This is a genomic window from Niallia sp. M35, assembly GCF_050971705.1.
Lineage (GTDB): Bacteria > Bacillota > Bacilli > Bacillales > Cytobacillaceae > Niallia > Niallia circulans_A.
Window position 1 is genome coordinate 268761 of sequence record NZ_JBPCEP010000002.1, and the last position, 24410, is coordinate 293170.

Sequence of the window (24410 nt, forward strand, 5' to 3'; positions counted from 1 at the left end):
AGGGTTAAATGAAAGTTATGTCTACATATTCCCTTTTTTCCCGAGGCTATGTTTGGTCTTTGGTATAAGTGAGCTATTATTTAATCGTATTTTTTTTTATTTGAAATGCAGGTGACGCTGCTAGGATGGAAGTTAATTCGATAAGATCATCAATAACCATATCTGCTTGCTTCATTTCGTCATCTTTAGCAAAATCAAAATTACAACCGACAGATAGAAGGTCATTTTCTTTTGCAGCTTTTATATCAGATAAGCGGTCTCCCACAACAGCTGCTTGAGTAATTCCATGCTTCTTAATAATCCTACAAACGAGGTCAGACTTATTCAATGATTCAATGTCCTGAATACTGCATGTTTCTGTCACCCATTTATCCAATTGATAATATTCAACGATCGCTTGCAAGTATGCTGTTAACCCATTACTAGCGATATAAATAGAAATATCATTTTCCTTTAAATAGGAGAAAACTTCTTTGACATTTGGATATAAGGCCCCTTTGCCTTTTTTTATATTTGTCACTAATCGTTCGAGAAAATAAGCATCTATTTTTTCTCTTAAGCTAAGGGAATGATTAGGCAATAATGTTTCCCACACAATCGGCAATGGAACACCCATAATTTCGCGGTATTTATCAATAGGTGTTTCTCCATCCCATTGATGGATCGAGCGCAAGTAATGAAAAGTATCATCTAAAGATATTTCTAAAATTTTGTCTGTTTGAAAGAGTGTACCATCCATATCAAATATTATTGCTTGAGACAACTCACTTTCCCCCTTTTGAAACTTTATGTATTTATGTACAGTTTAACATAAACCTAATAAACCAAAGATTCTTATCAATTCTAATCTGTTTATTTTTCTTCTAGTTCTATTCTACTAAAAAAATCGGCAAATGGATGGAATTACATGATTTTGTTAAAAATAACTTTTAGTAATGATTTCTCTTTTATTATCCATAGATGGAAAAGGTGTAGGTGAGTATGGACAACTATAATAATGACAATACAGCAAGAAGATATAGAGCACATGTAAGTACGCTTGGTACTACACAAATTCACCTGCGAAATCCTTATATCATTGCATGGTGGAGTGCAGCTTTCCCTGGATTTGGTCATCTTTTATTATCCAAATATCTGCGAGGATTCGTTTTATTTATTTGGGAAGTAGTAGTAAATGTAAACAGCAATTTAAATTTGTCGATGATTTATTCCTTTCAGGGAGAGATTGAAAAGGCTAAAGAAATCTTAGATACAAGGTGGTTACTCATTTATATCCCAGTTTATATATTCGCTATTTGGGATAGTTATCGAACGACGGTAGATTTGAATAAAATCTTTGTGTTGGCAGAAAGAGAGGAGCACCGCTTTAATTCATTTAGTATCGGTATCATGGAAATCAATTATCTTGATAAAAGAAATCCTCTCATGGCTATCATCTGGTCCCTATTTATGCCTGGTTTAGGGCAATTATACATTCATAGAGTAATAACTGCATTCTTTGTTATCATTTGGGGCGTTGTGTTTTTTTATTTATCTCATGGACTAGAAGCTTTGTCCCTATTGTTTTTGGGAGAGATTAAACAAGCGACGGATGTGATTAATCCAGAGTGGCTTTTGTTTTTTCCATCTATTTATGGGTTTGCAATATTTGATTCTTATATAAATACGGTAGAAAACAATAAGCTATATGATAAAGAACAACGTTTCTATTTTAGGGAGAAATATCAATCTTCGTCTTTTCAAGTATTAAAAGGGCAAAAGGTGAATTAAAGATGCAATTATTTTCGACATTTGAACACTCAGTTTTTATAGAAATGGCACTCAGCACATTAGAAAAAAAGGGGATAAAAAAAGAAAATATATTTGTTGTTCCACTTGATAATAGAACCGAGCAACGAAAGATTTTTGATGACTTGCATCGATCAGACGGAACTTCTCTTATTGATATAGGTGTTGCATTAGCAACGGCATTATCTGTTGTGTTTGCAAGTATAGGATTTAAGCTTGCATGGGGGCCGATATACTGGGGACTAATTGGTGCGGCAGCTGGCTTTTTACTAGGATTTGTTATTCGTCTTTTTACAGAAATTATAGTAAAAAAGAAGAGAAGATTACTGAAGGGATTCCAATCTGAAATAATTGTTATTGTTGATTGCGAAGAGTCGCAAGGGGAGATGATAGAGAATGTATTATTTAGCCATTATGCTTTAGGGGTAGCGAAGGTAAAAGCAAAACAGTAGAGGAGAATCTATCTATTCTCCTCTACTGTTTTTAATGTTAATTTTTTAAGAAATCTGGCTGAATGAAGCTAGGGTTCGGGTATTTGTAGAATCCTTCTCCTGTACTTCTGCCTAATTTACCATGATCAATATAGTTTGTTTTTAATAAGTGTGAAAGCTTTATATAAGCAGGGTTACCAGTAGCTTCCGCTTTGCCCTTTACGATATTGTAAGCAGTAGTAATACCAATTACATCTAGCATTGCAAATGGTCCAAGCGGCGCTCCTGTACCAATCATCCATGCTTTATCGATCGTTTCAATTTCTGCGACTTCGTTCACAAGTAACATTTCTGCTGATTCTAATAGAGGAACCAATAAAGAGTTTAATACGTAACCTGGTTGTTCCTTTTGAATCGGTAAAGCCACCATTCCGATACTTTTAGCAAAAGCAATCACTGTCTGAAATACTTGTTCCTCGGTTGTTTGATGCTTCATAATTTCTGCTGTGTTGTTCTTCCAAATTTCATTAGCGAAGTGAAGTGCTAGAAATTTTTCTGGACGACCAGTTGCTTCAGCAAATTGGCTTGGCAGAAGGGTAGAAGAGTTCGTTGCAAAAATAGTATGCTTCGGTGCTACTTTTGCTAATTCCTGATAAAAGTCTCGTTTAATTTGGACTACTTCTGGTATTGCTTCAATGACTAAATCTGCTTTCTCTGTTGCTTTTCCTAAATTGGTAGAGTAGAATAGGCGGTTATATACTTCTTGTAGCTCTTCTGGTGTTGCATCTAAATCTCTTTGATAAAATGCCTCTAATTGTTTCATTCTATTTTTAGACTTTTCTAGTACTTCATCATTAATATCATAAACAGCAACTTGAAATCCTTTATATGCCGCTTGAAAAGCAATTTGACTTCCTAATACGCCACTGCCTGCAACGGTGATCTGTTTAATATCCATGTTGTATGCTCCTTTTTTCAACTAATTTGCCCATATGTACCACTTCTTTCAATTCTTCTTTTAAATCTACGCAATTATTAAAATCTTGTCAACTTGAGTATGGTACAAATATATTATTTATTTCCCATTTATTTCTTATAATTCCCTCTTTTTTACTGTAAAATCCATTTTCTTTTCCGATATAAAGGAAAAGGACTTAGTAGGAGGAAAATCCATGCTTTTTAAAAAAGGTGTCAAAGAGAAAGAAAATAAAATTCAGCAACTCATTGACCAAGAAATAAATAAAGTATCAATAGATATTGAAAAAGGGTCAGATTATGAGATGCAGCTAAATGTTATTGGTTTAGAAAGAGAGGATTTAGCGTTATTAAAAAGCATTCAACCAATCGTGGCAAAGCATCTACCAGCTATTAGAACAGAATCATTTCATTTTTCACATGAAGGTATGTCTAAAATTATTGATACTTCCAGGATTGGAATCTCAACAGAAGACAGCATGAAATATTTCTTATCTTTTTTTAATGGGAAAATTGATCGGGAATACGTGCAAAGAAGAGCAATGTTAGCGCAAATGTATGTGAAAATAGGTGTGGAAATTCGCTGGTTTCTTTCTGTCTATCACTTGTTAATGACAGAAATTATGATAAAGGTCAACCAAGAACTACAGTTAAATGAAAAAGAAGCTACTATTTTATTTATGGCCATTTCCAAAATATTCAACCTAGAAAATCAACTAGTTATCGATTCCATGCATAATGCCCAAAAAAATATGATTGCTAAAAAAGAACAAGAAGCGAAAATAGATATTAAGAATTTTGTCGGAGGATTTGTGGAAAACTTGGCTGCTATGACAGAAGAAACGGGCGCTTCTGTTGAGCAAATTGTAGAACAATCTGGTCATATTGCTACAAGTGCTAAAAAAAGTTTAGCTAGTTCTATCGAAATGGAAGAACGATCAGAAAATGGAAAGCTTCAACTAGATAAAGTAATTAAAAATATGCAAGAGCTGAAGGAAGATATTCAACGAATAATGAAAACGATTGATGAGTTAGAAGATAACTCAAAGAAAATCGGTGGAATTGTCAATGTTATTACAGGGATTGCCGATCAAACGAACTTACTTGCACTAAATGCAGCGATTGAAGCAGCACGAGCAGGAGAGCATGGAAAAGGATTTGCGGTTGTCGCTGATGAAGTAAGAAAATTAGCAGAACAAACAAAGGACTCTTCTTCCAGTATTACAGAACTAGTCCAAGGTACTATTGCACATATCGCTAATGTGATTGAGCAAATTAGTACCATTAACAAAGTAGTTGATACAGGTAACCACGAGATTAAATTGACAACAGATGTTTTTGATAACATTTTAGGAAGCAGCAGAGATAATAATAAAATGATCAAAAGTACAGAAAATGATTTACAATTGCTTATTCAATTACTAGAGGAGATTAATCAAGCGGTAGCGAAAATGGCAGTATCTACAGAGGAACTGAATGAAACTGTGGCAGGATTTTGACCTTGACATAAAGAAAGAACGAAAGCAAGCAAAGATGCTTTCGTTCTTATAATAATTCCTTTTTTAACTGAGCAGCCGCAAAAATGGCATTTTTATCCTTCAAAATATCGCCAGGTTTATTGCCATTTCCTAAAATATACCCTCCAAACTCAATCCCCATAAAATCAAAAATATGTTGAAATTGCTGGATCATTGGTATCCCTTTTATAGTGGGATTATCTCCACCAACAGACAGAACATAAGCTTTTTTTCTCGCCATCTTCGCTTTGAAATCAGGATAGCTTGAATCTCTGAGTGAGTGAGACCAGCGATCAATAAAATTTTTCATTAAACCAGACATGCTGTACCAATATATAGGAGTAGAGAAGATTAATATATCATGAGGAAGTATGCGATCTACTATTGAATTGTAGTCATCCTCTCTTTCTTGAAATCCTTCTAAAGTGTGGCGCATGTCCATTATAGGAAGGATAGTATACTCTCTAAGCAGAATAGTATCTACCGGAATACCTTCGATTACTTTCTCAGTCAGGAGAGCTGTATTCCCATTGGGACGAGTTCCTCCATCAATAACAGCAATTTTTTTCATGGATTTACACCCTTTCCTATTCATTTATATTAATCATATATTGGATGGGACGAATAATAAAGATGAATATTTAGATAGGTGTCATCGAGAAAATTGATAGTAGAATGAAGCGATCAAACAGAGTACAACTATATTTAAACGGTAGTGGAATGAGTACGATATTCAGTTGGTGTTAGTCCGGTTACTTTTTTAAAGGATGCACTAAAATAATATTGATTGGAATAACCTACTTTTTCACTGATCTCCATAATTGGTATACTTGTAAAAGACAAGAGTTCTTTTGCCTTATTTATTCTTAGAAATGTAATATATTTAGATATACTGGTATTTTTAATTTTCTTAAAAATAGATCCAACATAGGATGGACTCATATTAATATGATTACTGATCGTATTTAAGTTCAGCGTTAAATCATTATAATGATTCTCGATATATTGTATGATCTGTTCAGCAATCTGGCTATGTTTAGAATGAATAGATTGTTGAATTTTCTCGCTAGTAAGAAGACAAATTTTTTCTAGATTTTCACAAACTTCTTCTACCGTGTTAAATGTATCCAAGATAGAAAAGGTATGCGTTATTTTCTCCACAATTTCCGTATCTTTAATTTCAACTTCGTAAAGAAAACGCAAAATTTTTGACAGAATGGATGCAATGTATGAAAGAATGCCATTTTTATTATAATATACACTAGACCAGTTGTTTTCTATATAGGCTAGAAATTCTTTAATTCCCTGTTTGTCTTTTTTGGAGATTAAATTAATTAGTAATTCTTCATCCTGTCTTGATAGAAAAAGAGGAGGAGAAGCAGCTTGATGTATTTCTTCCGTCGAATATATATTATTGTCTCCAAAAATAAATTTATATTCTGTTGCTTTTTTTGCATTTCGATAGGAATTCGAAATTTCCCAGATAGATTGTACCGTATGACCGATTCCTATTGTAATCGTCAAAAAATCAAACTGTTTCTTTATCGTCTCGAAAGCTTTCATAACATGGGTACTTAATTTATGGGGATATTGCTTTTGACCAATAATAAAAATGATTCGTCCCCCTTGATTTATAGTATAGACATCTTCAGAGGCGAAGTAGTCTTCTACAGCATGAATCAGTTGAAAAGTATAGAGATGATATCGCTCTACTCCGAGGCTGTTCATGTAGTCTATATGTTTACTTATCTCTAAATAAATACAAATGTATCGCTTCTTTGTAAATTGCAAATTTAGGTAACTAGCTTGATTTTGAAGCATGTATTCTGCATAAGTTGGACCAGCATTAATAAGGTTTAAAAAGAATTTCTCTTTCAATATTGGTTGACTATGTTTTAACTGTTCCATCGTTTCTGTTTCTTGTTGAATATTCCGTAGTACTTTTTGAATGACAGTAGTGAGATAATCATAGTCAATTGGCTTTTCGACATAGTCACAAATATTAAGTCTAATTGCTTCCTGTGCATAAACAAAATCATCATAGGAACTGATAAATATAATTTTTATAAAAGGAAATCTTGTTAATATAGATTTTGCCAATTCGATTCCAGTTATTTCTGGCATTTGAATATCGGAAATAACTAAATCTGGCTGGGTTTTTTCTATTTCTTTCAGTGCTTCTATCCCACTAGCATATATCCCACAAACGGTCGCTCCAATGTCTTCCCACTTTATGTTTTTATAAATACCTTCTAAACAAACGGTGTTGTCGTCAATCATTATAATTTTTTTCATTTTATCCTCCTAATTCTTCAAAAAATAATTCTTCCGATATCATTTGGTGGATAGTGAAGGAAACTAGAGTACCCTGTGGATGTAATCTACTTATTTGTATTGTCGGCTTTTCGGATGAATATAAAGATAATCGATAATTTACATTGCTTAGACCAAAATGATTTGTACGAAAAGCGTTATTGTTTAGAACCTGACATAGTGTTTCTATTTTTTCATCCGTAATTCCTCGCCCATTATCTTGGATCGTAAATTGAATAGCATCATTTTTATAGGTAATAGAAATTTGAATGAATAATGGTGTGTTAACATTATTAATTCCATGGTGGATACAATTTTCCAAAATAGGCTGCAGAACAAATTTTGGAATAAGAAAATTTTCAATTCCTTCCTCTTTCTCTATCTTCCAATGAAATTCCATGCTTTTGTTTAATTTTTCTAACTGGAGATAAACTTGAGCAATTTCTAGTTCATCCTTTATTAGGATAAGTTCATCGCCTTTCTTTAAAATCATCCGGTAGAAATGCGCCAATTGGGATATCATTTTATTTGCATCATCTATTCGACCAAGGGTCTGACAAGTTTTAATAGAATCAAGCATGTTATATAGAAAGTGAGGGTTTATTTTAGATTGCTCTAACTGATATTTCATTTTTTCTTCTTGTATTTTGAAATTTAAAATAGCATTAAAATTGGTATTTATCGATTCTGTCATATTGTTAAATGTTATTGCTAATGAATCAAATTCATCTTTAAATTCCTTTTCTTTATCTATAGGCAACTTAACAGAAATAAGATTATTGTTATCAAGAGAGATTGATTTAATCGTTTTAGCTATTGTTCTTATTTTTTTACTTAATTCCTTGGAGATGAATAAACTGCTGACAATGCTAATGATGATAACTAGTATGACCGCTGAAATTAAGATACTTATAAGGACTATAGTATTTTTAACAATATAGCTTGTTGGAACTTCTGTAACAATATACCAGCCAGTTATTTCGTTACGTTTAAAAATATACTGGTTATTCTTGATTTTAAATGGCTCTTCATTCGTAGCTATTTTGTTAAATATCTTTTTTTTCATTTGCTGGCCGATTAGCTTGCTATTATTATGTGCTAAAATAATCCCGTTTTGATCAATTAAATAGCTATTAATAGAAGAGTCAGTAGAACTTTCATCAAGTAATTGATTTACTTCCTGTGCATCTAAATCAAGAAAAATGGCATAATCTATTGTTTTTGTGTCTTTCTTTTGATAGGTGATAAAACAAGTTAAATACCTTTTCTTTTGATAAGACTGGTTTACCACAAAGGGCTCATTAATATTCTCAGATAGAATCCATTCTAGCTTGTTCGTATTAATAGATAGTTGCTGCTCGTTTATTCCACGTTTATGTAACTCACTTGTAGGAAAGAAGGTAATTCCTTCATCACTGAAAAGAAATTGTGGGTTTATATAAATGGTGATATTATCCAACAAGTAAGCTTCTTTTAAGTAAATAATATTATTCCTAACCGTACTATATGATTCTAATTGGTCCGATAACTTTTGTGGTGGTTGAATTACTAACGGGTATAAATAATTCTGAATTAAACTGGAAGCATTTTTCATCTGCTCAAAACGATTAGAAAGAATCACATTTAATTGATTACTTGAATAAGAGATGGAATCAAATATTTTATTTTTTGCAATATTGTAAGACAGAAAATAAGAGAGAACGCTTAAAGAGATTAATGGGATAATGGAAGTAAGAAGAAAACTCCATAAAATCTTCTTTTGAAAACTAGTAAAGTATCTTTGAAAAAGTTTCTTTAAATAGAAGTATAGACGCATACAATATTTCTCCCCCTCCATTCAGAAACCGCTTACTTTTTATCCATAAGTTTATCTAGAAAAGTTTATTAAAGCAATAGATTTAAAAAATATAATCAATCAACAAATATTATATTTTTTAGATGAGAATTTATATTTAAGTGTTTTTTTTTCTTTTATATAATGAGTTCGAATATGTGAAAGCGTTTTATAAAAAGGGAGGTTAAGGGAATGCAGAAATCAAGAAAGTGGTACAGTATTGTTTTATGCTTAATGATTGTAACAGCAATTTTCCTAACTGGCTGTGTCGGAGTAAATAACACAAGTTCTAATGCTGATCAAGCTTCCGGAGGCGAAGGGAAGGCTGAAGGAGAGACTATTACTTTAATGACAAATGATTCAACAAAGGCAGGATGGTCTGTTTATCAGAAGAAAATAGAAGAGGCTACTGGAGTAAAGTTAAATATTATTGTTACACCTACCAACCCAGATGATATGGTAGCCAAAATGACGACTATTCTTTCTTCAGGTGATAATACAATTGATTTAATGCATGTTAATGATGAATTAATTACAGCCTTTTCGAGAGCAGACTATCTAGAGCCCTTAGAGAAAGAGGTTATGACTCCTGAGATCGTAAAGAATTTTTCTGAGCAATATATAAAGGATATACCGACTTATAATGGGAGCATCTTTTCCGTGCCTAGCTACTTAGAAATCTTAGCATTTTGGGTGAATAATGAATTATTGAAAAAAACAGGCATGGAGGCTCCAAAATCAAAAGAAGAATTTCTTGAATACGCAAAAGCGGCAACAAAAGATGGTGTATATGGTTATGGAGGCTCATGGGAAAAAAGTTATGTTTTTAATGAAATTGGTACTTTTGTTAATCTTTTTGGCGGCGATTATTTTGATTGGACCAATCCAAAAACAAAAGAAGCATTGCAGTTTATGTATGATTTAGCACACAAAGAAAAGGTAACCCCGATATCCCAGCTTGCTGATATCTATGACCCTATGAATCAAAAATTTATTGATGGGAAATATGGAATGCTATTTATGTATACAGGTGCAATTCCTACATTTGAAGAAGCTGGGAAATTTAGTCCTGAACAATTAAATATAGAGCCAATGCCAACTTTTGAGACAAACGATGCCTTTATTGCTTCCTGGCATTATGTATTAAATAAATCTTCTGAGAAGAAAGCTGCATCAAAAAAAGTACTGCAATATATTGCTAGCCCTGATGGACAATTAGCATATAGCGAAATGTCTGGGAGACTTCCAGCACGTCTCGATGTAATTAATGATCCTAATTTTACTGCCAAAGGATTAGAGAGTGTCAAAGAATATATCAGCAATAGTACGTTGAGAGGTAGACCTTTAGTTCCTCAGGCTATGGAGTTTGTTAATGGAATTGGAGCGATATTCCAAAAGTTTATTTCTGATGAAATAAGTTTAGATGAGGCAGTAGAACAAGCTCAAAAGGAAATTGCTCGTTTAGCCAAGTAAGTACAATCTTGAAACAAATGAAGAGGATCAAATTTATATAGAATTTTGGTCCTCTTTATGGAAAGGGGCTATAAAATGAAGACTGTTCTTAATAAATCCTTTCAAAACAAGTTAGTTATTGCTTGGATTTTGATACTACCAGTATTAATTATTAGAGGATTTACGATTATTTATCCCATTATAGTTACCTTTATTAATAGTATGTTTGAAATTAATATGTTTAAAGGCGGAGTTGCAACATTTATAGGATTTCAAAACTTTTTTGCTATTTTTAAAGATGATAAGATTATTACTTCATTAGAATTCACATTGATTTTTACCATCATATCCATGATCTTTCATGTAATCTTAGGTATATTCTTAGCCGTTTTATTAAATCAGAAGTTTAAAGGAAGGAAGTTTTTACGAACAATTGTTTTAATACCATGGGCGATGCCTATGGTTGTAACAGGGTTAGCAGCAAGATGGGCATTTAATGATAGCTATGGTTTAGTGAATGATTTAATACGAAGAATCTTTACTACATTTCACTTCGATTGGTTAATTCACCCAGAATCTACAAGAATTGCGGTCATTTTGGTGGACTTATGGAAAGATGTTCCTTTCTTTGCGATTCTCGTTTTGGCGGGACTTCAGTTTATCCCAGAAGAGATTTATGAATCGGCTAAAATGGATGGTTCAAATGTGGTTAGAACATTTTTCTCTATTACGATTCCCCTAATAATGAAGAATTTGTTGACATTATGTATCTTTTTCACCATGTGGCGAATTGTTAGCTATGATATTGTCTATGCCATGACTACTGGAGGACCTGGTGATTCGACGAGTTTACTAGCATATAGAATTGCAGTAGAAGCTTTCACGAACTTAAATATTGGTTATGCCTCTGCTATAGCAGTACTTTTATTTTTGATGATGATTATTATCAGCAGTATAAGTTTATTAGGGATCAAGAAAAATGACTATTAGGAGGTATGTAAAGAATGAATATAAGGTCGACGAAGAGTTTTTATTTTTTTCTTAGATGGGGATTGACCTTTGTTGTAGCAATTATTATCTTGCTGCCTCTTTACTGGATTTTTATTTCATCTATAACGCCAAAGGGTTCTCTATTCCAAACTCCTATTGATTACTTTCCTAAGACCATTACTTTTCAAAACTATCAAGATTTATTTATTCAATTGGGAATTGGGGAAATGGCGATTAATACATTGTTGATTACTGGTTTATCTTTAGTTGCTTCTATTATATTTGGTACGGCAGCTGCATATGGATTTGCCAGATATGATTATTCAAGAGGGGTTAGCTGGGGATATAAATTGCTGCTGTTTTCAGCACTAATCCCACCAGTTATAACTGCGCGACCGCTATACGATTTTATGAAGTCGGTACAATTGGTCGATACCTATTTAGGGTTAACCATTTTATATACGAGTTCCTTGCTCCCGTTCTCTGTTCTAATTCTATATAATTTCGTGAAACAAATTCCTCCGTCTTTGGAAGAAGCTGCTCAAGTAGATGGAGCAAATTTTTTACAAGTATTATTCAAAGTATATTTTCCGCTGATGAAGCCAGCTATAGCTACTGTTAGTATTATTAACTTTATCCAATGTTTAAATGAGTTTTTTACCCCTTTATTTTTTTCTTACAAAATTAAAGTATTAAGTGTGGGGATTACAACGATTCCAAGAACAAGTAATTTTGAAGTTCCATGGGATTTAATAAGTTCTATGGGCTGGTTCATTACTTTACCTATTATTTTATTTGTGATGATTTTTGAAAAGAACATTATGGAAGGAATTATTGCTGGAGGAGTTAAACAATAAAAAAATTGGAGTGATACGATGTTTAATGGACTATCTACCTTACCTATTTTAAATAATGGAAGAACAAGAGCAATTAATGCGGAAAATCCTACAGGTGAAAAAGGAGGTGGAGGGAAGGCAGCAAGTAATCTTGGGCCTTCGCGAAAAGGGGCTCCGTGCTTAAGAGACATTAAATCAGGCGAAGTAAAAGTATTAGCTGAAATAGATGGACCGGGTGTAATTGAACATATTTGGATAACGGTTCCTGCAAAGATAAATGATAAAAATCCGTTTGTATTAAGAGATATTATTATTAGAATGTATTGGGATGATGAAGAGAATCCATCAGTTGAAAGTCCATTGGGAGATTTCTTTTGCTGTGGATTTGGGCAAGGGTGTTTAGTGAATTCCATGCCTATAGCTGTTAATCCAAATAGAGGAATGAATAGTTATTTTTCTATGCCTTTTCATAAAAAAGCACGCATTACGATCGAAAATCAATGCGAAGAAGCAATTCCTGCCTTTTTTTATCAAGTAGACTATTGCTTATATGATACTTTGCCAAAAGAAATAGCTTATTTTCATGCCCAATGGAGAAGACAGAGTATTACTGAAAAAGGACAGGATTATATTATTTTAGATGGTGTGAAAGGAAAAGGGCAGTATGTTGGTACGTATATGGCATTATCTACATTAGAAAGATATTGGTGGGGAGAAGGGGAGGTAAAGGTTTTTCTAGATGGAGACAAGGATTACCCGACTATTTGCGGAACTGGAACAGAGGATTATTTTGGTGGTGCTTGGAGTTTTGCAACATACGATGAGCATGGCAAAATGGATGAAACAACTTATTCTACACCTTTTTTAGGCTTTCCGTTTTATGCGAAACAGGATAATACCGTTGTTAATCCTTACCATAATGATGATGTACCGCCAATGCGTGGATTTTATCGCTGGCATATTATGGATCCTATTCGCTTTGAAGAGGAAATTAAGATAACAGTACAACAAATTGGTGTTAGCCATCGTGGATTGTTTGAGAGACAGGATGATGTTTCTACTGTTGCTTATTGGTATCAGACATTGCCCCATAAGCCATTCCCTGTTTTCCCTTTAAGAGAAGAACGATGGCCACGATAAATATATCATCCCTAAATTAGAATTAATTTGCTCTCCAAGAATGTAAATCCTCTAAACGGTTAAAATAACAAGAACAACTTTTAGGAGGGTTAATAATGGAAGACACAGGTAAATTCGTGGAAAAACTTAAGGATGATCAAAAGAAACAGGAAAAAAATAAAAAGCATGGTAAAGGACATCCAGAGGCTAAATTACCAAATAAGCAGCACTAAAAATACATGCTAAAGAACTGCACCTCATCTTGTTGACAAAAGGAATTTAGGAAATGCAAATGGAATTATTATGCATTGATTGGAGTGGAAGGGGTGAGACTCCTGTGGGATCTGCGAGACAGTCTGAGACCCTGCAGGCCTTTAGGTCGAAGCGGCTCAGCGCGAGCCCCACGGAAAGCGAACCCCTGCAACGGAAATCAATTCTTATTTAAAAGAATGTATATGTATAAACTAAGACAAACTCCTAATTACTGAATTAGGAGTTTGTCGATTTTCTGACTGCATCTTTATTTAGGTTGCAGTTTTTTAGGGTACTATTCTCTTTCTTTTTCAAAAAAATCCTTATTGCTATCACGAATTGATAGCAATTTGCATACTTTAACAAAGGATATAGAGGAGAAAGGAAGAGATGGAATGAAAATTGAAAAAGTCATGACATATTACGGATATGATTTGATGATTAATGAAATTTTACATAAGAAGTGTCTGAAGTGTAAACAGTGGTATAAATTTGATGGGGAGTTAGGTTATTGTAATTCATGTATAAGGGAGCTAGATAAAAAAAGACAGCGTTCTTTTAAACAATAGATTTGTTGGCTTTTACTATTCCGTTCGTAATCAAGTTTCTATTCCGAGCTTCAAAAACATGTCCTATTAAACATCCCACTGCATATAATGGTAGTAAATTTTGCTATTGGTGGGAGGAGTATATGTTATCGTTCATTGAAAAAGCAGTTCTCGGAATGGTTATCCTAAGATTATTATCAGGAAGCATAGAAATTACTGCAGCACTTTTGATGCTGAAGGCAAATGAAATAGAAAAAGCACTTATAATCAATAGCTCATTAGCAATAGTTGGTCCTCTTGTACTTATAGCAACTACCTTTATTGGCTTATGGGGTTTAACAGATAAAATATCCTTTGTTAAAATGATGTGGATTTTATTAGGAGTTGGGCTGATTATATATGGGGTGAAAAGCGAATAATGAATATAAATTGCCTTTTTTCTCCTTGTCAGGTGGTCAAAAGGCAATTTATTTTGCTTTTGTTTTGGAAGAATATCGCAAAAAAACATTAGGACATAATAACTTCCTTCGAAAGAACATTTTCGATTTTCCTAAATAATTTTTGGATTTCCTCGCCTTTAGAAATATTGACATTTATTTCACTCAGGCAATGCTCTTTAATTAAATCTATCTTTTTCTTTTTGTTCTCAGCCCCATCCTCTTCGCTTTCTTTGCCGTTAACATTTTTTAATAGCTGTTCATTTCCATGGTGATTTAATATCCAAAAGGTATAAGTTAAATTTGGTTTTTTTTCCGGATAACTGAAAAATAGGACAAAGTGAATAAAAAAGTCTTTATCAAAATACTGTAATGTGCCTCTAAGATAATTCTCTTCATTCTTACTAGAGGAAAGAGAAGTGCGAAATCCTTTTTTTAATCCAATTTGTTCTATTTCATCCAAGATGTATTCGATAAATAATTTCAATTTTTTTCCTCCGTTGTTCAAGTTTTATAACACTTAGCTAATGTATTTTCTCCCTCGTCAAGTGTTTGTATTCTAGAAATAAACATATTTTGTAAGACGGAATAACTTTTCCATGTACGGATAATCTAACTAAAGATCCCTAAAAATCATAAAATTTAATGGAATACGGATGTATAGTAACGGAGGTATTGTTTGTGGAGAAAAAAAATACAAAAATGACTGCAGTAGCGATTGGTTCTATCCCGCTCATTATGACACTAGGAAATTCCATGTTAATACCAATACTGCCAAAAATGCAAACGGAAATTAATCTTTCTGCTTTTCAAGCTAGTATGACGATAACAGTTTTTTCTGTAGTTGCCGCTTTTTTTATTCCCATTTTAGGTTATTTATCGGACCGCTTTACACGAAAATCTGTTATTATTCCTGCTTTGTTTTTATATGGAGTTGGAGGAATATTAGCTGGATTTGCTGCAGCGAAATTTTCTCATGCTTATACATGGATTTTAGTAGGACGGTCTTTACAAGGGATAGGTGCTGCTGGAACAGCGCCGATAGCAATGGCATTAACGGCCGATTTATATAAAGGAGCGAAAGAAAGTAGGATTTTGGGACTTGTGGAAGCATCCAATGGATTTGGGAAAGTACTTTCTCCTATACTTGGTTCTGCCATTGCCTTAATTGTTTGGTATGGCGTATTTTTTGCTTTTCCAATGGTTGTATTAATTTCTATTATCTTGTCATGGATTTTCATTAGAGAGAAAGAACATAGTAAAAAGCCTCCATCTCCAAGCAAATATATAAAAGGGTTAGTAAGTGTTTTTAAACATGAAGGAAAATGGTTATTTACGGCATACTTAGCAGGGGCAACCTGTTTATTTACTCTCTTCGGTATTCTTTTCTATTTATCAGATACTTTAGAGAATACGCATAAAATTGATGGAATTATCAAGGGGTTAATATTAGCAATTCCCTTATTAATAATGTGTACAACATCCTATATTACAGGAAGTAAAATAGGAAAAAATCAAAAATTAATGAAAAAGTTAATCGTTCTTGGTTTTATTTTTGTCACTGCATCTTATGCGACCTTAAGTTTATTTAAGAGTCTTGTTCCTTTTATAGCAGTCCTTGCAGTCAGCAGTGTTGGAACTGGTTTAATTTTGCCATGTATTAATAGTTTTATTACAGGTGCTGTTGGCCAAGAAAGAAGGGGATTCGTTACCTCCTTATATGGTTCTGTGCGGTTCTTGGGAGTTGCAATCGGACCGCCAATTTTCGGAAGGTTGATGGATTGGTCTCGGATAGGTATGTTTTTATCAATAGCTGGATTTACTTGTCTCGTTGGTCTTCTAGCTTTGTTATTAATTAAAGTAGAGGATAAAAAACAATCGCAGGGAGAAAAAGGGAAGAAAGACAAAAAAGAAGCGGATGCAAAAGAAGTTATTCCTTTTTTAGAGCCTATTGAAGGAAGATAATAAGGATGTTGGGGATTATCCCGACATCCTTATTTTTTCCGCCAGGCAAAGGCAGGGCCAGGTATAGGTAGTCGGATTCTTAAATTATAGAGATAGGCAACAATCTGTGTGGATAACCATTGACAGATGAGGGCTTGTATCACAATTTGCCAATCGATAATATAAGCAGTGATAACAAATATTACCCCATTTATCCAAAATAATGGTCTACCTGGATTAATATTTCTATATTTGGAGATGATTAAAGCAATAACTCCGATTCCGCCATTCGATACACCTTGCCTTAAAAGTATGCCAATTCCCGTACCGAGTACCAAGGATCCCATAAGCATATCTATCCACACATTGGAAAAGGGTGTACTGAAATAGGCTTGGGAAAGATTAACGGCTATTGAAGTGATCGTAATTCCAAATAATGTTCCAACTGCACTGCTGCCGCCTAAGAAATGGAGGGCAAAAAGGAGCATAGAAGAATTGATTATCCAAAGAATAATACTTAGGGGAATGTTGAAAAAATAATGAAAGAGAACAGTTAAACCGCCAGCTCCTCCAGAAGGGATAGAATTTGGAAAAAGGAATATACCCATTGCACATCCTTGTATAATCGCTCCAAGCAAAATGAAGGAGTATTGTCTACATATTCTTCTAAATCGATAAGGTGAATAAGTTACCGGCTTTTTTTTTCTCAAAAAAATCATCCCTCATTTAGTATGCATGTCCACTATAATAACAAGTGTATGCAGAACCATGAAAAGGAATGACTTTTATTAGAGGAATGGGGAGTTTTTCTTCCAAGAGACTGTTCGCTTTAACTGATGGTCAGTTGATGGGGGTATCTTGTTTAAAAAGGAGTATTAGGTTTATTCTGTTGCCATGCTAAAAAGAAAGAAGAAGACCAGACAAAAAAAGTTAGTCTCCTCCAATAACACTTATTAATTTAGCTTTGGAATCGTTTTTAATGCTAAGTTTCGTTCCTCCTCAATCATTCGATGGGACTTTTCGTCGGTTGGATGGAGGATTTTTTTTAATATATCGTTTACTAAAGAGGAAAAAGCAGCATGATTTCGCTGGCGTGACTTTTCTAGAGTAATTGGTATATCTTGAGCAATAATGCCATCCTGAAGAACGATGACTCGATCAGCAAGTGCTACAGCCTCTTCGACATCATGTGTTACTAATAAAGAGGTAAATCCGTGGGTCATTTGAATATTTTCAATCATAGATTGCATTTCAAGACGGGTAAGAGCATCTAATGCTCCAAGGGGTTCATCAAGTAACAGCAACCTTGGTTTATGCATAAGAGACCGAGCTAATGCTACGCGCTGCTTCTGTCCGCCAGAAAGATTTGCTGGCCATTCATCTTTCTTATCTTCTAATCCAACATCACGCAAAACCTGAATAGCTTCCTCTCGGCGAATTCCTTTTACTCCTAATTTCACATTATCTAATACGCATTTCCATGGAAGCAAGCGTCCATCTTGGAACATCATGCATGCTTCCCTATTTAAACTATTTAAAGGTTTTCCGTCAATGAGTATTTCACCTTTAGTTGGTTTTTCTAACCCTGACAGTAAGCGAAGTAATGTACTTTTTCCACAGCCGCTTTTCCCGACAATTGCAAGGAATTCGCCTTGATTTATTTTAAGATTTAGAGATTTTAAGACTTTGGTTTCATTGTAGCTTTTTTCGAGATTTTTAATTTCTAGATATATTTTTTCTTTACTCATCTTCCAATCCTCCTTTACTTTAGGAATGTTTTTGGTAGCTAGGATGCCATTTAAGCCATCGTGTTTCCATAAAACGAGCGATTACATCGGAAAGTTTTCCAAGTAATGCATACAGGAGAATACTTAATACAATTACATCCATCCTCATAAATTCTCTTGCATTCATTGCCATATAACCAATCCCAGAAGTAGAGGATATTGTTTCTGCGACAATTAAAGTAATCCACATAATTCCTAATGAAAATCGTAAACCTACAAGTATGGAAGAAAGAGCGCCTGGAAATATAACGTTTAGGAAAAGTGAAAAGCCATTTAGCCCATACATTTTTCCCATTTCGATTAATCCTTTATCAACGGATTTAATACCATGATAGGTATTAAGGTAGACGGGGAATAAAACCCCTAAAGCTACAAGAAATACTTTTGCTTCTTCTCCAATCCCAAACCAAAGAATGACTAATGGTATTAGAGCTAAATGGGGAATATTTCGTAACATTTGAATAGAGGTGTCAAGTAATAGCTCTGTAAATCGGAATAAGCCGTTTAATAAACCTAATACAAATCCAATCGTACCACCGATCAGAAATCCAATAGACGCTCTCCATAAACTAATCCATACATGATGAGTTAACTCTCCCGTTTGAAAGAGATTTATGGCAGCCAGATAGACATCCGATGGAGCGGGAAGTATTCGTGATGAAATAATCCCTGCCTTAATAATCCATTGCCAGCCGATAAGCAATAAAATAGGAATGCCCCATGGCAATATTTTTTTTATGAAGTAGAGAGATGTTTTCTTCACTTTTCCTCATCCTTTAAATCAATTGTATAAACGTTCTCATTCACCTTTACTTTCTTTGGTATAAGTTGGAGATTATAAAAGGTATCTGCAATTTCTTGCTGTTCTTTTATAATTGAATCACTTATTTCTTCTACTCCATAAACTCTTCTTTCCACAGCCATTCTCATAGAGGCTTCATCAATACCCAAAATAGAGGAAAGCATTTTTGTTAAATCTTCTGGATGCTCATTTGCCCACTGACATGATTTTTGTATCTCTTCCATCACTACTTTAATAATATCCTCGTTTTCTTGAAGAAAGTCAGAGGAAGCTAGAAAGAAATCGCGGTCACTAGTTAGACCTTTTCCATTTACTAATAGTGTTGCATCAGCTTGTAACTGTGTATTTGCGGTAAAAGGATCCCACACAACCCATGCGTCAATTTCCTTTTTTTCAAAAGCAATTCTTGCGTCTCCAGGCGATAAGTAAGCAGGTTCTATGTCACTATAGCTTAAACCAGCTTTTTCTAATGCTTTTACTAATAAATAATGGGAACTACTTCCCTTGGCAAAACCGATTTTTTTCCCTTTCAGGTCTTCTAATGTCTTGATGGAAGAATCATTTTTCACTAAAATGCCAGAGCCTTCAAACTTTGATTTTCCTGCCGCAACATACTGTAAGGCAGAATTAGATGCTTGAGCAAAGATTGGAGGAGAATCACCTGACCGACCAAAATCTATACTTCCGGCATTTAATGCTTCAAGTAAAGCCGGGCCTGCTTGAAATTCATACCATTCTACTTTATATCCAAGTGGTTCTAAACGATCTTCTAATGTACCTAGCTCCTTCAAAATAAGGAGTGGTCCATTTTTTTGATAACCAATACGGAATACCTCATCATGGCTGCTATTCTCACCTGGCGGATTTGGTAATGAACAAGCAGAAAGAAAAATGGTAGATAAAAGCAGCATACATCCTAAGATTAAAGCGACTGTTTTCTTTCTTATTCTTTTTTTCATATAGAAGCATCATCTCCTCATACTTTTATTTTATTTGTCAGCTATGTTAAGGAAGCTTGTAGAAGATGATATTCTCTGCCATCAATCAATAGTTAGACATTAACGTACATATATTTTCTTTCTGTAAAGTTGACTGTTTCATCATCAAACCAACCTATTTTTAACATAGCATTTCCGCTTATACTGTCTGGATTTTAAGTTCTTTATAAACTATGCAAAGAAAATTATTAGGTACCTGTTTAGTTTTTTTAGAAGTCATTTCTTTTTTGTCTTACCAGATAGGGAATTTGGAATGAAGGGAAGGGAGTAGTTAACCATTTATAGGGGGCCTCGGATAAAGGCATTTTAGCATATAGAAAACAGCCTTAGATTACCTAAGGCTGTAAGACCTTACAGATGCAGAAATTGCTGGGACGATAATTATCGATCAGGATCATTGGGATTTAAAATACGGGGACGGCGATTCTTTAAAGGAATTGGTGTTCTAACAAGAATATCTCTCATTGCACGGTAATTGAATGGAATGAAAGGCCATAGATAGGGAACTCCAAATGATTTCATGTTTGCAAGGAAGATAATAAACAGAGCTACGCCAACGATATATCCAGGAACTTTAAAGATAGCGGTAGAAATTAACAGCACAATCCGGACAAGTCTGTTTGCTAAACCAAGCTCATAACTAGGTGTTGCAAAAGTTCCGATCGCAGCAATAGAGAAATACAAAATAACTTCGTTTGAAAACAGCCCCACCTCTACTGCGACTTGTCCAATCATTAAGGCAGCCACAAGCCCTAATGCAGTGGCAAGCGATGTAGGTGTATGAATGGCGGCCATACGCAGCATATCCAGTCCAACTTCTATTAAAAGAAACTGAACAATTAAGGGAACCTGCCCTAATTCATTCGGTCCCAAAAACGATAAAGATCCAGGCAATAGGCTTGGTTCTATACTCACTAAATACCACAAAGGTAATAAGAAAAGGGAAGCAAACACACCTAGGTAACGAACAAAGCGTAAATAGGCACCTACAAGCGGATTGTTCCGATATTCTTCAGCATGCTGCAAATGATGCCAGAAAGTAACAGGTGTGATCATGGCAGACGGTGAGCCATCTACAAAAATACATACATGTCCTTCAAAAAGATGGATGGCCGTTGTATCAGGCCGTTCTGTATAACGTACTTTTGGGAAAGGGTTCCAGTTGTTTCCTGAAATAAATTCCTCAATTGTTTTTTCCGCCATCGGTAATCCATCAGTATCAATATGGGACATCGCTTTCTTTAATTGCTCGACCATATCTGGATCTGCAATGTCACCAATATAACAAATAACAATATCCGTTTTGGAACGACGCCCTACTTGCATAAATTCCATTCGCAGCGTCCGATCTCTGATTCTTCTTCTTGTCAGTGCTGTATTAAACACAATTGTTTCTACAAAGCCATCTCGGGAACCGCGGACAACTCTCTCTGTATCAGGCTCTTGTGGTCCTCTGACAGGATAGGTTCTAGCATCAATCAGCAGGACTTCGTCAATACCGTCGATAAGGAGTGCTGTTGGACCTGAGAGGACATTATCGACAACCTTATTCAAATCATCAACTGTGCTGATTTCTATATAAGGTATATAGGTACTCAATAATTTCTTTAAAACATCTTTTCTTAATTCCTCTTTTTTTACTTTGGCAAGGAACTTCATGAGCAAATGTAATATATCATCTTTTACTAATCCGTCTACAAGAAACATAGCCATTCGGATGCCAGCATATTCGACATCTAAATGGATCATGTCAAAGTTTTGTCCAACACCTAATTCTTCCTTTAGATATCCAACATTCTCATCCAAATGACTGGATACTTTTTTCTTACTTATATTTTCCATATCTCACCTCATACTAAAAACGGTTGGGGAATGATTTTTCTTTTTTATGTACTATATTTCATAATAGACATAGAGAAGGAAAAAAATACCTCTGAAGTAAAAGGCCAATATTCCTTGATTAGAAACCCAAATAAAAAGGAATGAATGGCAAATCCTTCTATCACTATAAGGGTAAATAGGGTTCTTGTAATCTAGAATTATAGGAGCAGAAGGAATATATTGGGTAGGTGGAAGATGCAAAAAAAAATAGTTTATGATAATATGTATGAAAACGGTTAACAGATATATTAAATAATTTATGATTTTTCGGGTGGTAATTATGAAAGTAAAATTAGAAGATGTAGCGGAGTTGGCAGGTGTTTCGCCAACGACGGTTTCACGTGTTTTGAATAATCGAGGATATATAAGTGCAAAAACAAGAGAAAAAGTAGAGCAAGCCATTAAGGATTTAAATTATTATCCTAATGATATAGCACGCTCTCTTTTTAAAAAACGGACCAATTTTATTGGCCTTATTTTGCCAACAATTAATAATCCCTTTTTTAGTGAATTAGCTTTATATATAGAGAATATATGCTCCAATCATGAGTTTAAAGTTATTCTCTGTAATAGTTTAGGACAAGTTGCTAAAGAAACTTCATATGCAGAGATGCTTATTAGGCATCAAGTAGATGGAATTATTGTTTGTTCCTATAATCGTGGAATTGAAATATATAAGAATTCTAACCTACCTATTGTCGCAATTGACCATTACTTATCACCAACAATTCCTGTAATAGGTTCTGACAACTATGAAGGTGGAAAATTGGCTGTTCAACATTTACTTAATCATGGTTGCAAAGCAATTGTTCATATAAATGGACCAAGTGAGTTAGAAACACCAACCCAAAATAGAAGAAAAGCCTATGAAGATCAAGTAGCTAATCCCATTACCTATGAATTGAATAGCGTTTTTGATGAGGAAGCAACTGCGGAAACAATCAAAAGGATATTTATAGAACACCCTGAAACGGATGGGATTTTTGCTAGTGATGATTTAATCGCATCTACTTGTTTGAAAGTAGCGAGTGAACTAGGAATTCAGATTCCTAATCAATTAAAAGTTATAGGATATGATGGCACGCAAAGTGTAAGGAGGCTGTTACCTCAATTAACCACAATTAAACAACCAATTGAGGAAATTGCGCAATCAGCTGTATTAAGATTAATGGATATTATTAATGAAGTAAATAAGGATGAAAGAATGGAAGTTATATTACCTGTTCAATTGCTAAAGAGTGAGACGGCCTAATCTAATAGTTTCCTTTGATAAAATATAATCTAAAAAATTAGATTGTATTTTTTTGAAAATAAGTAAGTCAAGCGGTTGACACATTGAGTGAAAGCGTTTAAAATCAAATATATCAAGCGGTTGACATGAAAAAATATGAAAGCGGTTGATATACATAATTGGAGAAAGGAGATTTAGAAATATGTCAAGCGGTTGACACTAAAATCATTCAACTTTTTTCTAAAGAAGGTGGCGAAATAAAATGTCAGTTTCAGTACCTGAAACGAAAACAACTAATAAGAAGACTTCCCATAAAGTAAAAGGTGAATTTTTACCTGAGCACAAAAAAGAAAATTTTATTCAATATTTCAAAAAGAATTATGCTTTGTATTTATTTTTAGTACCAGCCATCATTTTAACAATTGTATTTAAATATATCCCAATGTATGGGACAATCATCGCTTTTAAGGATTTTAGTCCAATGAAGGGAATTATCGGCAGTGATTGGGTAGGTTTAACACACTTTAAAGATTTTTTAACTTCTCCCAATTTTAAAGAGATTTTTATGAATACGCTTAAATTAAGTTTCTATGGTTTAATATTGGGTTTTCCAGTACCCATTATCTTAGCACTTAGTCTAAACCAAGTACGGCGAGCTGCTATCAAAAAAAATATCCAATTAATATTGTATGCACCAAATTTTATATCAGTTGTTGTCATTACAGGAATGTTATTTATCTTTATGTCACCTACAGGTCCAATAAATTCACTATTATCGGTATTTAACGATAAACCAGTTTCCTTTATGACAGAGCCTGAATATTTTAGATCCATTTATATTTTATCAGGAATATGGCAAGCGGCAGGCTGGTCATCGATTATTTATGTAGCAGCACTTGCGAATGTTGATCCTCAATTACATGATGCGGCAACAATCGATGGAGCAACACTATTGCAGAGGATAAGACATATTGATCTTCCTACTCTAAAACCAATCATGGCAGTGTTGTTTATTCTAGGAGCAGGTGGGATTATGGCGATTGGATTTGAAAAGGCTTACTTAATGCAAACCTCTATGAATCTGCCAACTTCAGAGATTCTGCCGACTTATGTATATAAAGTAGGACTGCAGGCCGGGGATTATGCCTATTCAACAGCAGTAGGTTTGTTTAATTCTGTTATTAACGTAGTTTTATTGGTATTCGTGAATTTTGTAGTGAAGAAGTTAAATGAAGGCGAAGGGTTATATTAATAAAGGGGGGATAATCATTGAAG

General features: G+C 34.1%; 22 protein-coding genes and 1 pseudogene. 12 read left to right on the forward strand and 11 right to left on the reverse strand.

Features of this window, described 5'->3' with window-relative positions:
- Positions 1–76 precede the first annotated feature (76 nt).
- Positions 77–778, reverse strand: a pseudogene (locus NiCM35_RS03365) (HAD family hydrolase); the annotation flags it as partial.
- A gap of 203 nt (positions 779–981) precedes the next feature.
- Between NiCM35_RS03365 and NiCM35_RS03370 the strand changes: the two are divergent.
- Together NiCM35_RS03370 and NiCM35_RS03375 are read left to right on the forward strand one after the other, a co-directional pair.
- Positions 982–1770 (forward strand): hypothetical protein, encoded by a 789-nt coding sequence (locus NiCM35_RS03370; RefSeq protein WP_095332167.1) that lies wholly within the window; start codon positions 982–984, stop codon positions 1768–1770.
- Positions 1771–1772: 2 nt separating this feature from the next.
- Positions 1773–2240 (forward strand): hypothetical protein, encoded by a 468-nt coding sequence (locus NiCM35_RS03375; protein ID WP_095332169.1) that lies wholly within the window; start codon positions 1773–1775, stop codon positions 2238–2240.
- A 37-nt stretch (positions 2241–2277) separates the two neighbouring features.
- Here NiCM35_RS03375 and NiCM35_RS03380 read toward each other — a convergent pair whose 3' ends face one another.
- Positions 2278–3177, reverse strand: a complete 900-nt coding sequence (locus tag NiCM35_RS03380) for a 3-hydroxyacyl-CoA dehydrogenase (protein WP_172860122.1) — start codon at positions 3175–3177, stop codon at positions 2278–2280.
- A 214-nt stretch (positions 3178–3391) separates the two neighbouring features.
- Here NiCM35_RS03380 and NiCM35_RS03385 point away from each other — a divergent pair, with 214 nt between their 5' ends.
- Positions 3392–4693 (forward strand): globin-coupled sensor protein, encoded by a 1302-nt coding sequence (locus NiCM35_RS03385; protein ID WP_095332173.1) that lies wholly within the window; start codon positions 3392–3394, stop codon positions 4691–4693.
- Positions 4694–4739: 46 nt separating this feature from the next.
- Here NiCM35_RS03385 and NiCM35_RS03390 read toward each other — a convergent pair whose 3' ends face one another.
- From NiCM35_RS03390 to NiCM35_RS03400, 3 genes are all read right to left on the reverse strand, one after another.
- Positions 4740–5282, reverse strand: coding sequence for a flavodoxin family protein (locus NiCM35_RS03390; protein ID WP_123259732.1), 543 nt, complete (start codon positions 5280–5282; stop codon positions 4740–4742).
- Between the two features lie 134 nt (positions 5283–5416).
- Entirely contained in the window at positions 5417–7006 is a 1590-nt protein-coding gene (locus tag NiCM35_RS03395; protein ID WP_433778612.1) for a response regulator, read from the reverse strand.
- A 1-nt stretch (position 7007) separates the two neighbouring features.
- Complete coding sequence (locus NiCM35_RS03400) at positions 7008–8840, reverse strand: sensor histidine kinase (protein ID WP_433778614.1); 1833 nt, start codon at positions 8838–8840, stop codon at positions 7008–7010.
- Between the two features lie 210 nt (positions 8841–9050).
- Here NiCM35_RS03400 and NiCM35_RS03405 point away from each other — a divergent pair, with 210 nt between their 5' ends.
- The 6 genes from NiCM35_RS03405 to NiCM35_RS03430 all read left to right on the forward strand — a co-directional run bounded on the left by NiCM35_RS03405 (position 9051) and on the right by NiCM35_RS03430 (position 14474).
- The gene (locus tag NiCM35_RS03405; RefSeq protein WP_095332181.1) at positions 9051–10331 is read left to right on the forward strand and encodes a sugar ABC transporter substrate-binding protein; all 1281 of its coding nucleotides are present in this window, start codon (positions 9051–9053) and stop codon (positions 10329–10331) included.
- A 75-nt stretch (positions 10332–10406) separates the two neighbouring features.
- Entirely contained in the window at positions 10407–11300 is an 894-nt protein-coding gene (locus NiCM35_RS03410; RefSeq protein WP_204259854.1) for a carbohydrate ABC transporter permease, read from the forward strand.
- Positions 11301–11314: 14 nt separating this feature from the next.
- Positions 11315–12157, forward strand: coding sequence for a carbohydrate ABC transporter permease (locus NiCM35_RS03415; protein WP_095332185.1), 843 nt, complete (start codon positions 11315–11317; stop codon positions 12155–12157).
- Between the two features lie 18 nt (positions 12158–12175).
- Positions 12176–13276, forward strand: a complete 1101-nt coding sequence (locus NiCM35_RS03420) for a glycoside hydrolase family 172 protein (RefSeq protein WP_095332187.1) — start codon at positions 12176–12178, stop codon at positions 13274–13276.
- A gap of 95 nt (positions 13277–13371) precedes the next feature.
- Positions 13372–13488: a DUF4023 family protein gene (locus NiCM35_RS03425; protein ID WP_082138277.1), complete on the forward strand. Its 117-nt coding sequence runs from the start codon at positions 13372–13374 to the stop codon at positions 13486–13488.
- 710 nt (positions 13489–14198) lie between these two features.
- Positions 14199–14474, forward strand: coding sequence for a YqhV family protein (locus NiCM35_RS03430; protein ID WP_095332193.1), 276 nt, complete (start codon positions 14199–14201; stop codon positions 14472–14474).
- A gap of 88 nt (positions 14475–14562) precedes the next feature.
- On the opposite strand, the gene NiCM35_RS03435 is transcribed toward NiCM35_RS03430, so the two are convergent.
- Positions 14563–14979: a hypothetical protein gene (locus NiCM35_RS03435; protein ID WP_123259731.1), complete on the reverse strand. Its 417-nt coding sequence runs from the start codon at positions 14977–14979 to the stop codon at positions 14563–14565.
- Positions 14980–15137: 158 nt separating this feature from the next.
- Here NiCM35_RS03435 and NiCM35_RS03440 point away from each other — a divergent pair, with 158 nt between their 5' ends.
- Positions 15138–16457, forward strand: a complete 1320-nt coding sequence (locus NiCM35_RS03440; protein WP_433778619.1) for an MFS transporter — start codon at positions 15138–15140, stop codon at positions 16455–16457.
- A gap of 29 nt (positions 16458–16486) precedes the next feature.
- Here NiCM35_RS03440 and NiCM35_RS03445 read toward each other — a convergent pair whose 3' ends face one another.
- From NiCM35_RS03445 to NiCM35_RS03465, 5 genes are all read right to left on the reverse strand, one after another.
- The gene (locus tag NiCM35_RS03445) at positions 16487–17146 is read right to left on the reverse strand and encodes a YitT family protein (RefSeq protein WP_235850315.1); all 660 of its coding nucleotides are present in this window, start codon (positions 17144–17146) and stop codon (positions 16487–16489) included.
- 243 nt (positions 17147–17389) lie between these two features.
- On the reverse strand, positions 17390–18184 hold the full coding sequence (locus NiCM35_RS03450) for an ATP-binding cassette domain-containing protein (protein ID WP_095332201.1): 795 nt from the start codon (positions 18182–18184) through the stop codon (positions 17390–17392).
- Between the two features lie 19 nt (positions 18185–18203).
- Positions 18204–18986: an aliphatic sulfonate ABC transporter permease SsuC gene (ssuC, locus tag NiCM35_RS03455; protein ID WP_095332203.1), complete on the reverse strand. Its 783-nt coding sequence runs from the start codon at positions 18984–18986 to the stop codon at positions 18204–18206.
- Entirely contained in the window at positions 18983–19984 is a 1002-nt protein-coding gene (locus tag NiCM35_RS03460; protein ID WP_095332205.1) for a sulfonate ABC transporter substrate-binding protein, read from the reverse strand. Before NiCM35_RS03460 ends, ssuC begins: the two co-directional genes overlap by 4 nt.
- Before the next feature lie 420 nt (positions 19985–20404).
- Positions 20405–21865 (reverse strand): spore germination protein, encoded by a 1461-nt coding sequence (locus NiCM35_RS03465; RefSeq protein ID WP_095332207.1) that lies wholly within the window; start codon positions 21863–21865, stop codon positions 20405–20407.
- A gap of 319 nt (positions 21866–22184) precedes the next feature.
- Here NiCM35_RS03465 and NiCM35_RS03470 point away from each other — a divergent pair, with 319 nt between their 5' ends.
- Together NiCM35_RS03470 and NiCM35_RS03475 are read left to right on the forward strand one after the other, a co-directional pair.
- On the forward strand, positions 22185–23156 hold the full coding sequence (locus tag NiCM35_RS03470) for a LacI family DNA-binding transcriptional regulator (RefSeq protein ID WP_163186736.1): 972 nt from the start codon (positions 22185–22187) through the stop codon (positions 23154–23156).
- A 241-nt stretch (positions 23157–23397) separates the two neighbouring features.
- On the forward strand, positions 23398–24387 hold the full coding sequence (locus NiCM35_RS03475) for an ABC transporter permease (protein ID WP_433778622.1): 990 nt from the start codon (positions 23398–23400) through the stop codon (positions 24385–24387).
- Positions 24388–24410 lie beyond the last annotated feature (23 nt).

Coding starts and splice junctions, on each gene's coding strand:
- NiCM35_RS03415 (WP_095332185.1), top strand. CDS start 11,315: ATGAATATAAGGTCGACGAAGAGTTTTTATTTTTTTCTTAGATGGGGA.
- NiCM35_RS03405 (WP_095332181.1), top strand. CDS start 9,051: ATGCAGAAATCAAGAAAGTGGTACAGTATTGTTTTATGCTTAATGATT.
- NiCM35_RS03375 (WP_095332169.1), top strand. CDS start 1,773: ATGCAATTATTTTCGACATTTGAACACTCAGTTTTTATAGAAATGGCA.
- NiCM35_RS03460 (WP_095332205.1), bottom strand. CDS start 19,984: ATGAAAAAAAGAATAAGAAAGAAAACAGTCGCTTTAATCTTAGGATGT.
- NiCM35_RS03450 (WP_095332201.1), bottom strand. CDS start 18,184: ATGAGTAAAGAAAAAATATATCTAGAAATTAAAAATCTCGAAAAAAGC.
- NiCM35_RS03420 (WP_095332187.1), top strand. CDS start 12,176: ATGTTTAATGGACTATCTACCTTACCTATTTTAAATAATGGAAGAACA.
- NiCM35_RS03380 (WP_172860122.1), bottom strand. CDS start 3,177: ATGGATATTAAACAGATCACCGTTGCAGGCAGTGGCGTATTAGGAAGT.
- NiCM35_RS03475 (WP_433778622.1), top strand. CDS start 23,398: ATGTCAGTTTCAGTACCTGAAACGAAAACAACTAATAAGAAGACTTCC.
- NiCM35_RS03390 (WP_123259732.1), bottom strand. CDS start 5,282: ATGAAAAAAATTGCTGTTATTGATGGAGGAACTCGTCCCAATGGGAAT.
- NiCM35_RS03395 (WP_433778612.1), bottom strand. CDS start 7,006: ATGAAAAAAATTATAATGATTGACGACAACACCGTTTGTTTAGAAGGT.
- NiCM35_RS03400 (WP_433778614.1), bottom strand. CDS start 8,840: ATGCGTCTATACTTCTATTTAAAGAAACTTTTTCAAAGATACTTTACT.
- NiCM35_RS03430 (WP_095332193.1), top strand. CDS start 14,199: ATGTTATCGTTCATTGAAAAAGCAGTTCTCGGAATGGTTATCCTAAGA.
- NiCM35_RS03410 (WP_204259854.1), top strand. CDS start 10,407: ATGAAGACTGTTCTTAATAAATCCTTTCAAAACAAGTTAGTTATTGCT.
- NiCM35_RS03425 (WP_082138277.1), top strand. CDS start 13,372: ATGGAAGACACAGGTAAATTCGTGGAAAAACTTAAGGATGATCAAAAG.
- NiCM35_RS03440 (WP_433778619.1), top strand. CDS start 15,138: ATGGAATACGGATGTATAGTAACGGAGGTATTGTTTGTGGAGAAAAAA.
- NiCM35_RS03470 (WP_163186736.1), top strand. CDS start 22,185: ATGAAAGTAAAATTAGAAGATGTAGCGGAGTTGGCAGGTGTTTCGCCA.
- NiCM35_RS03465 (WP_095332207.1), bottom strand. CDS start 21,865: ATGGAAAATATAAGTAAGAAAAAAGTATCCAGTCATTTGGATGAGAAT.
- NiCM35_RS03370 (WP_095332167.1), top strand. CDS start 982: ATGGACAACTATAATAATGACAATACAGCAAGAAGATATAGAGCACAT.
- NiCM35_RS03385 (WP_095332173.1), top strand. CDS start 3,392: ATGCTTTTTAAAAAAGGTGTCAAAGAGAAAGAAAATAAAATTCAGCAA.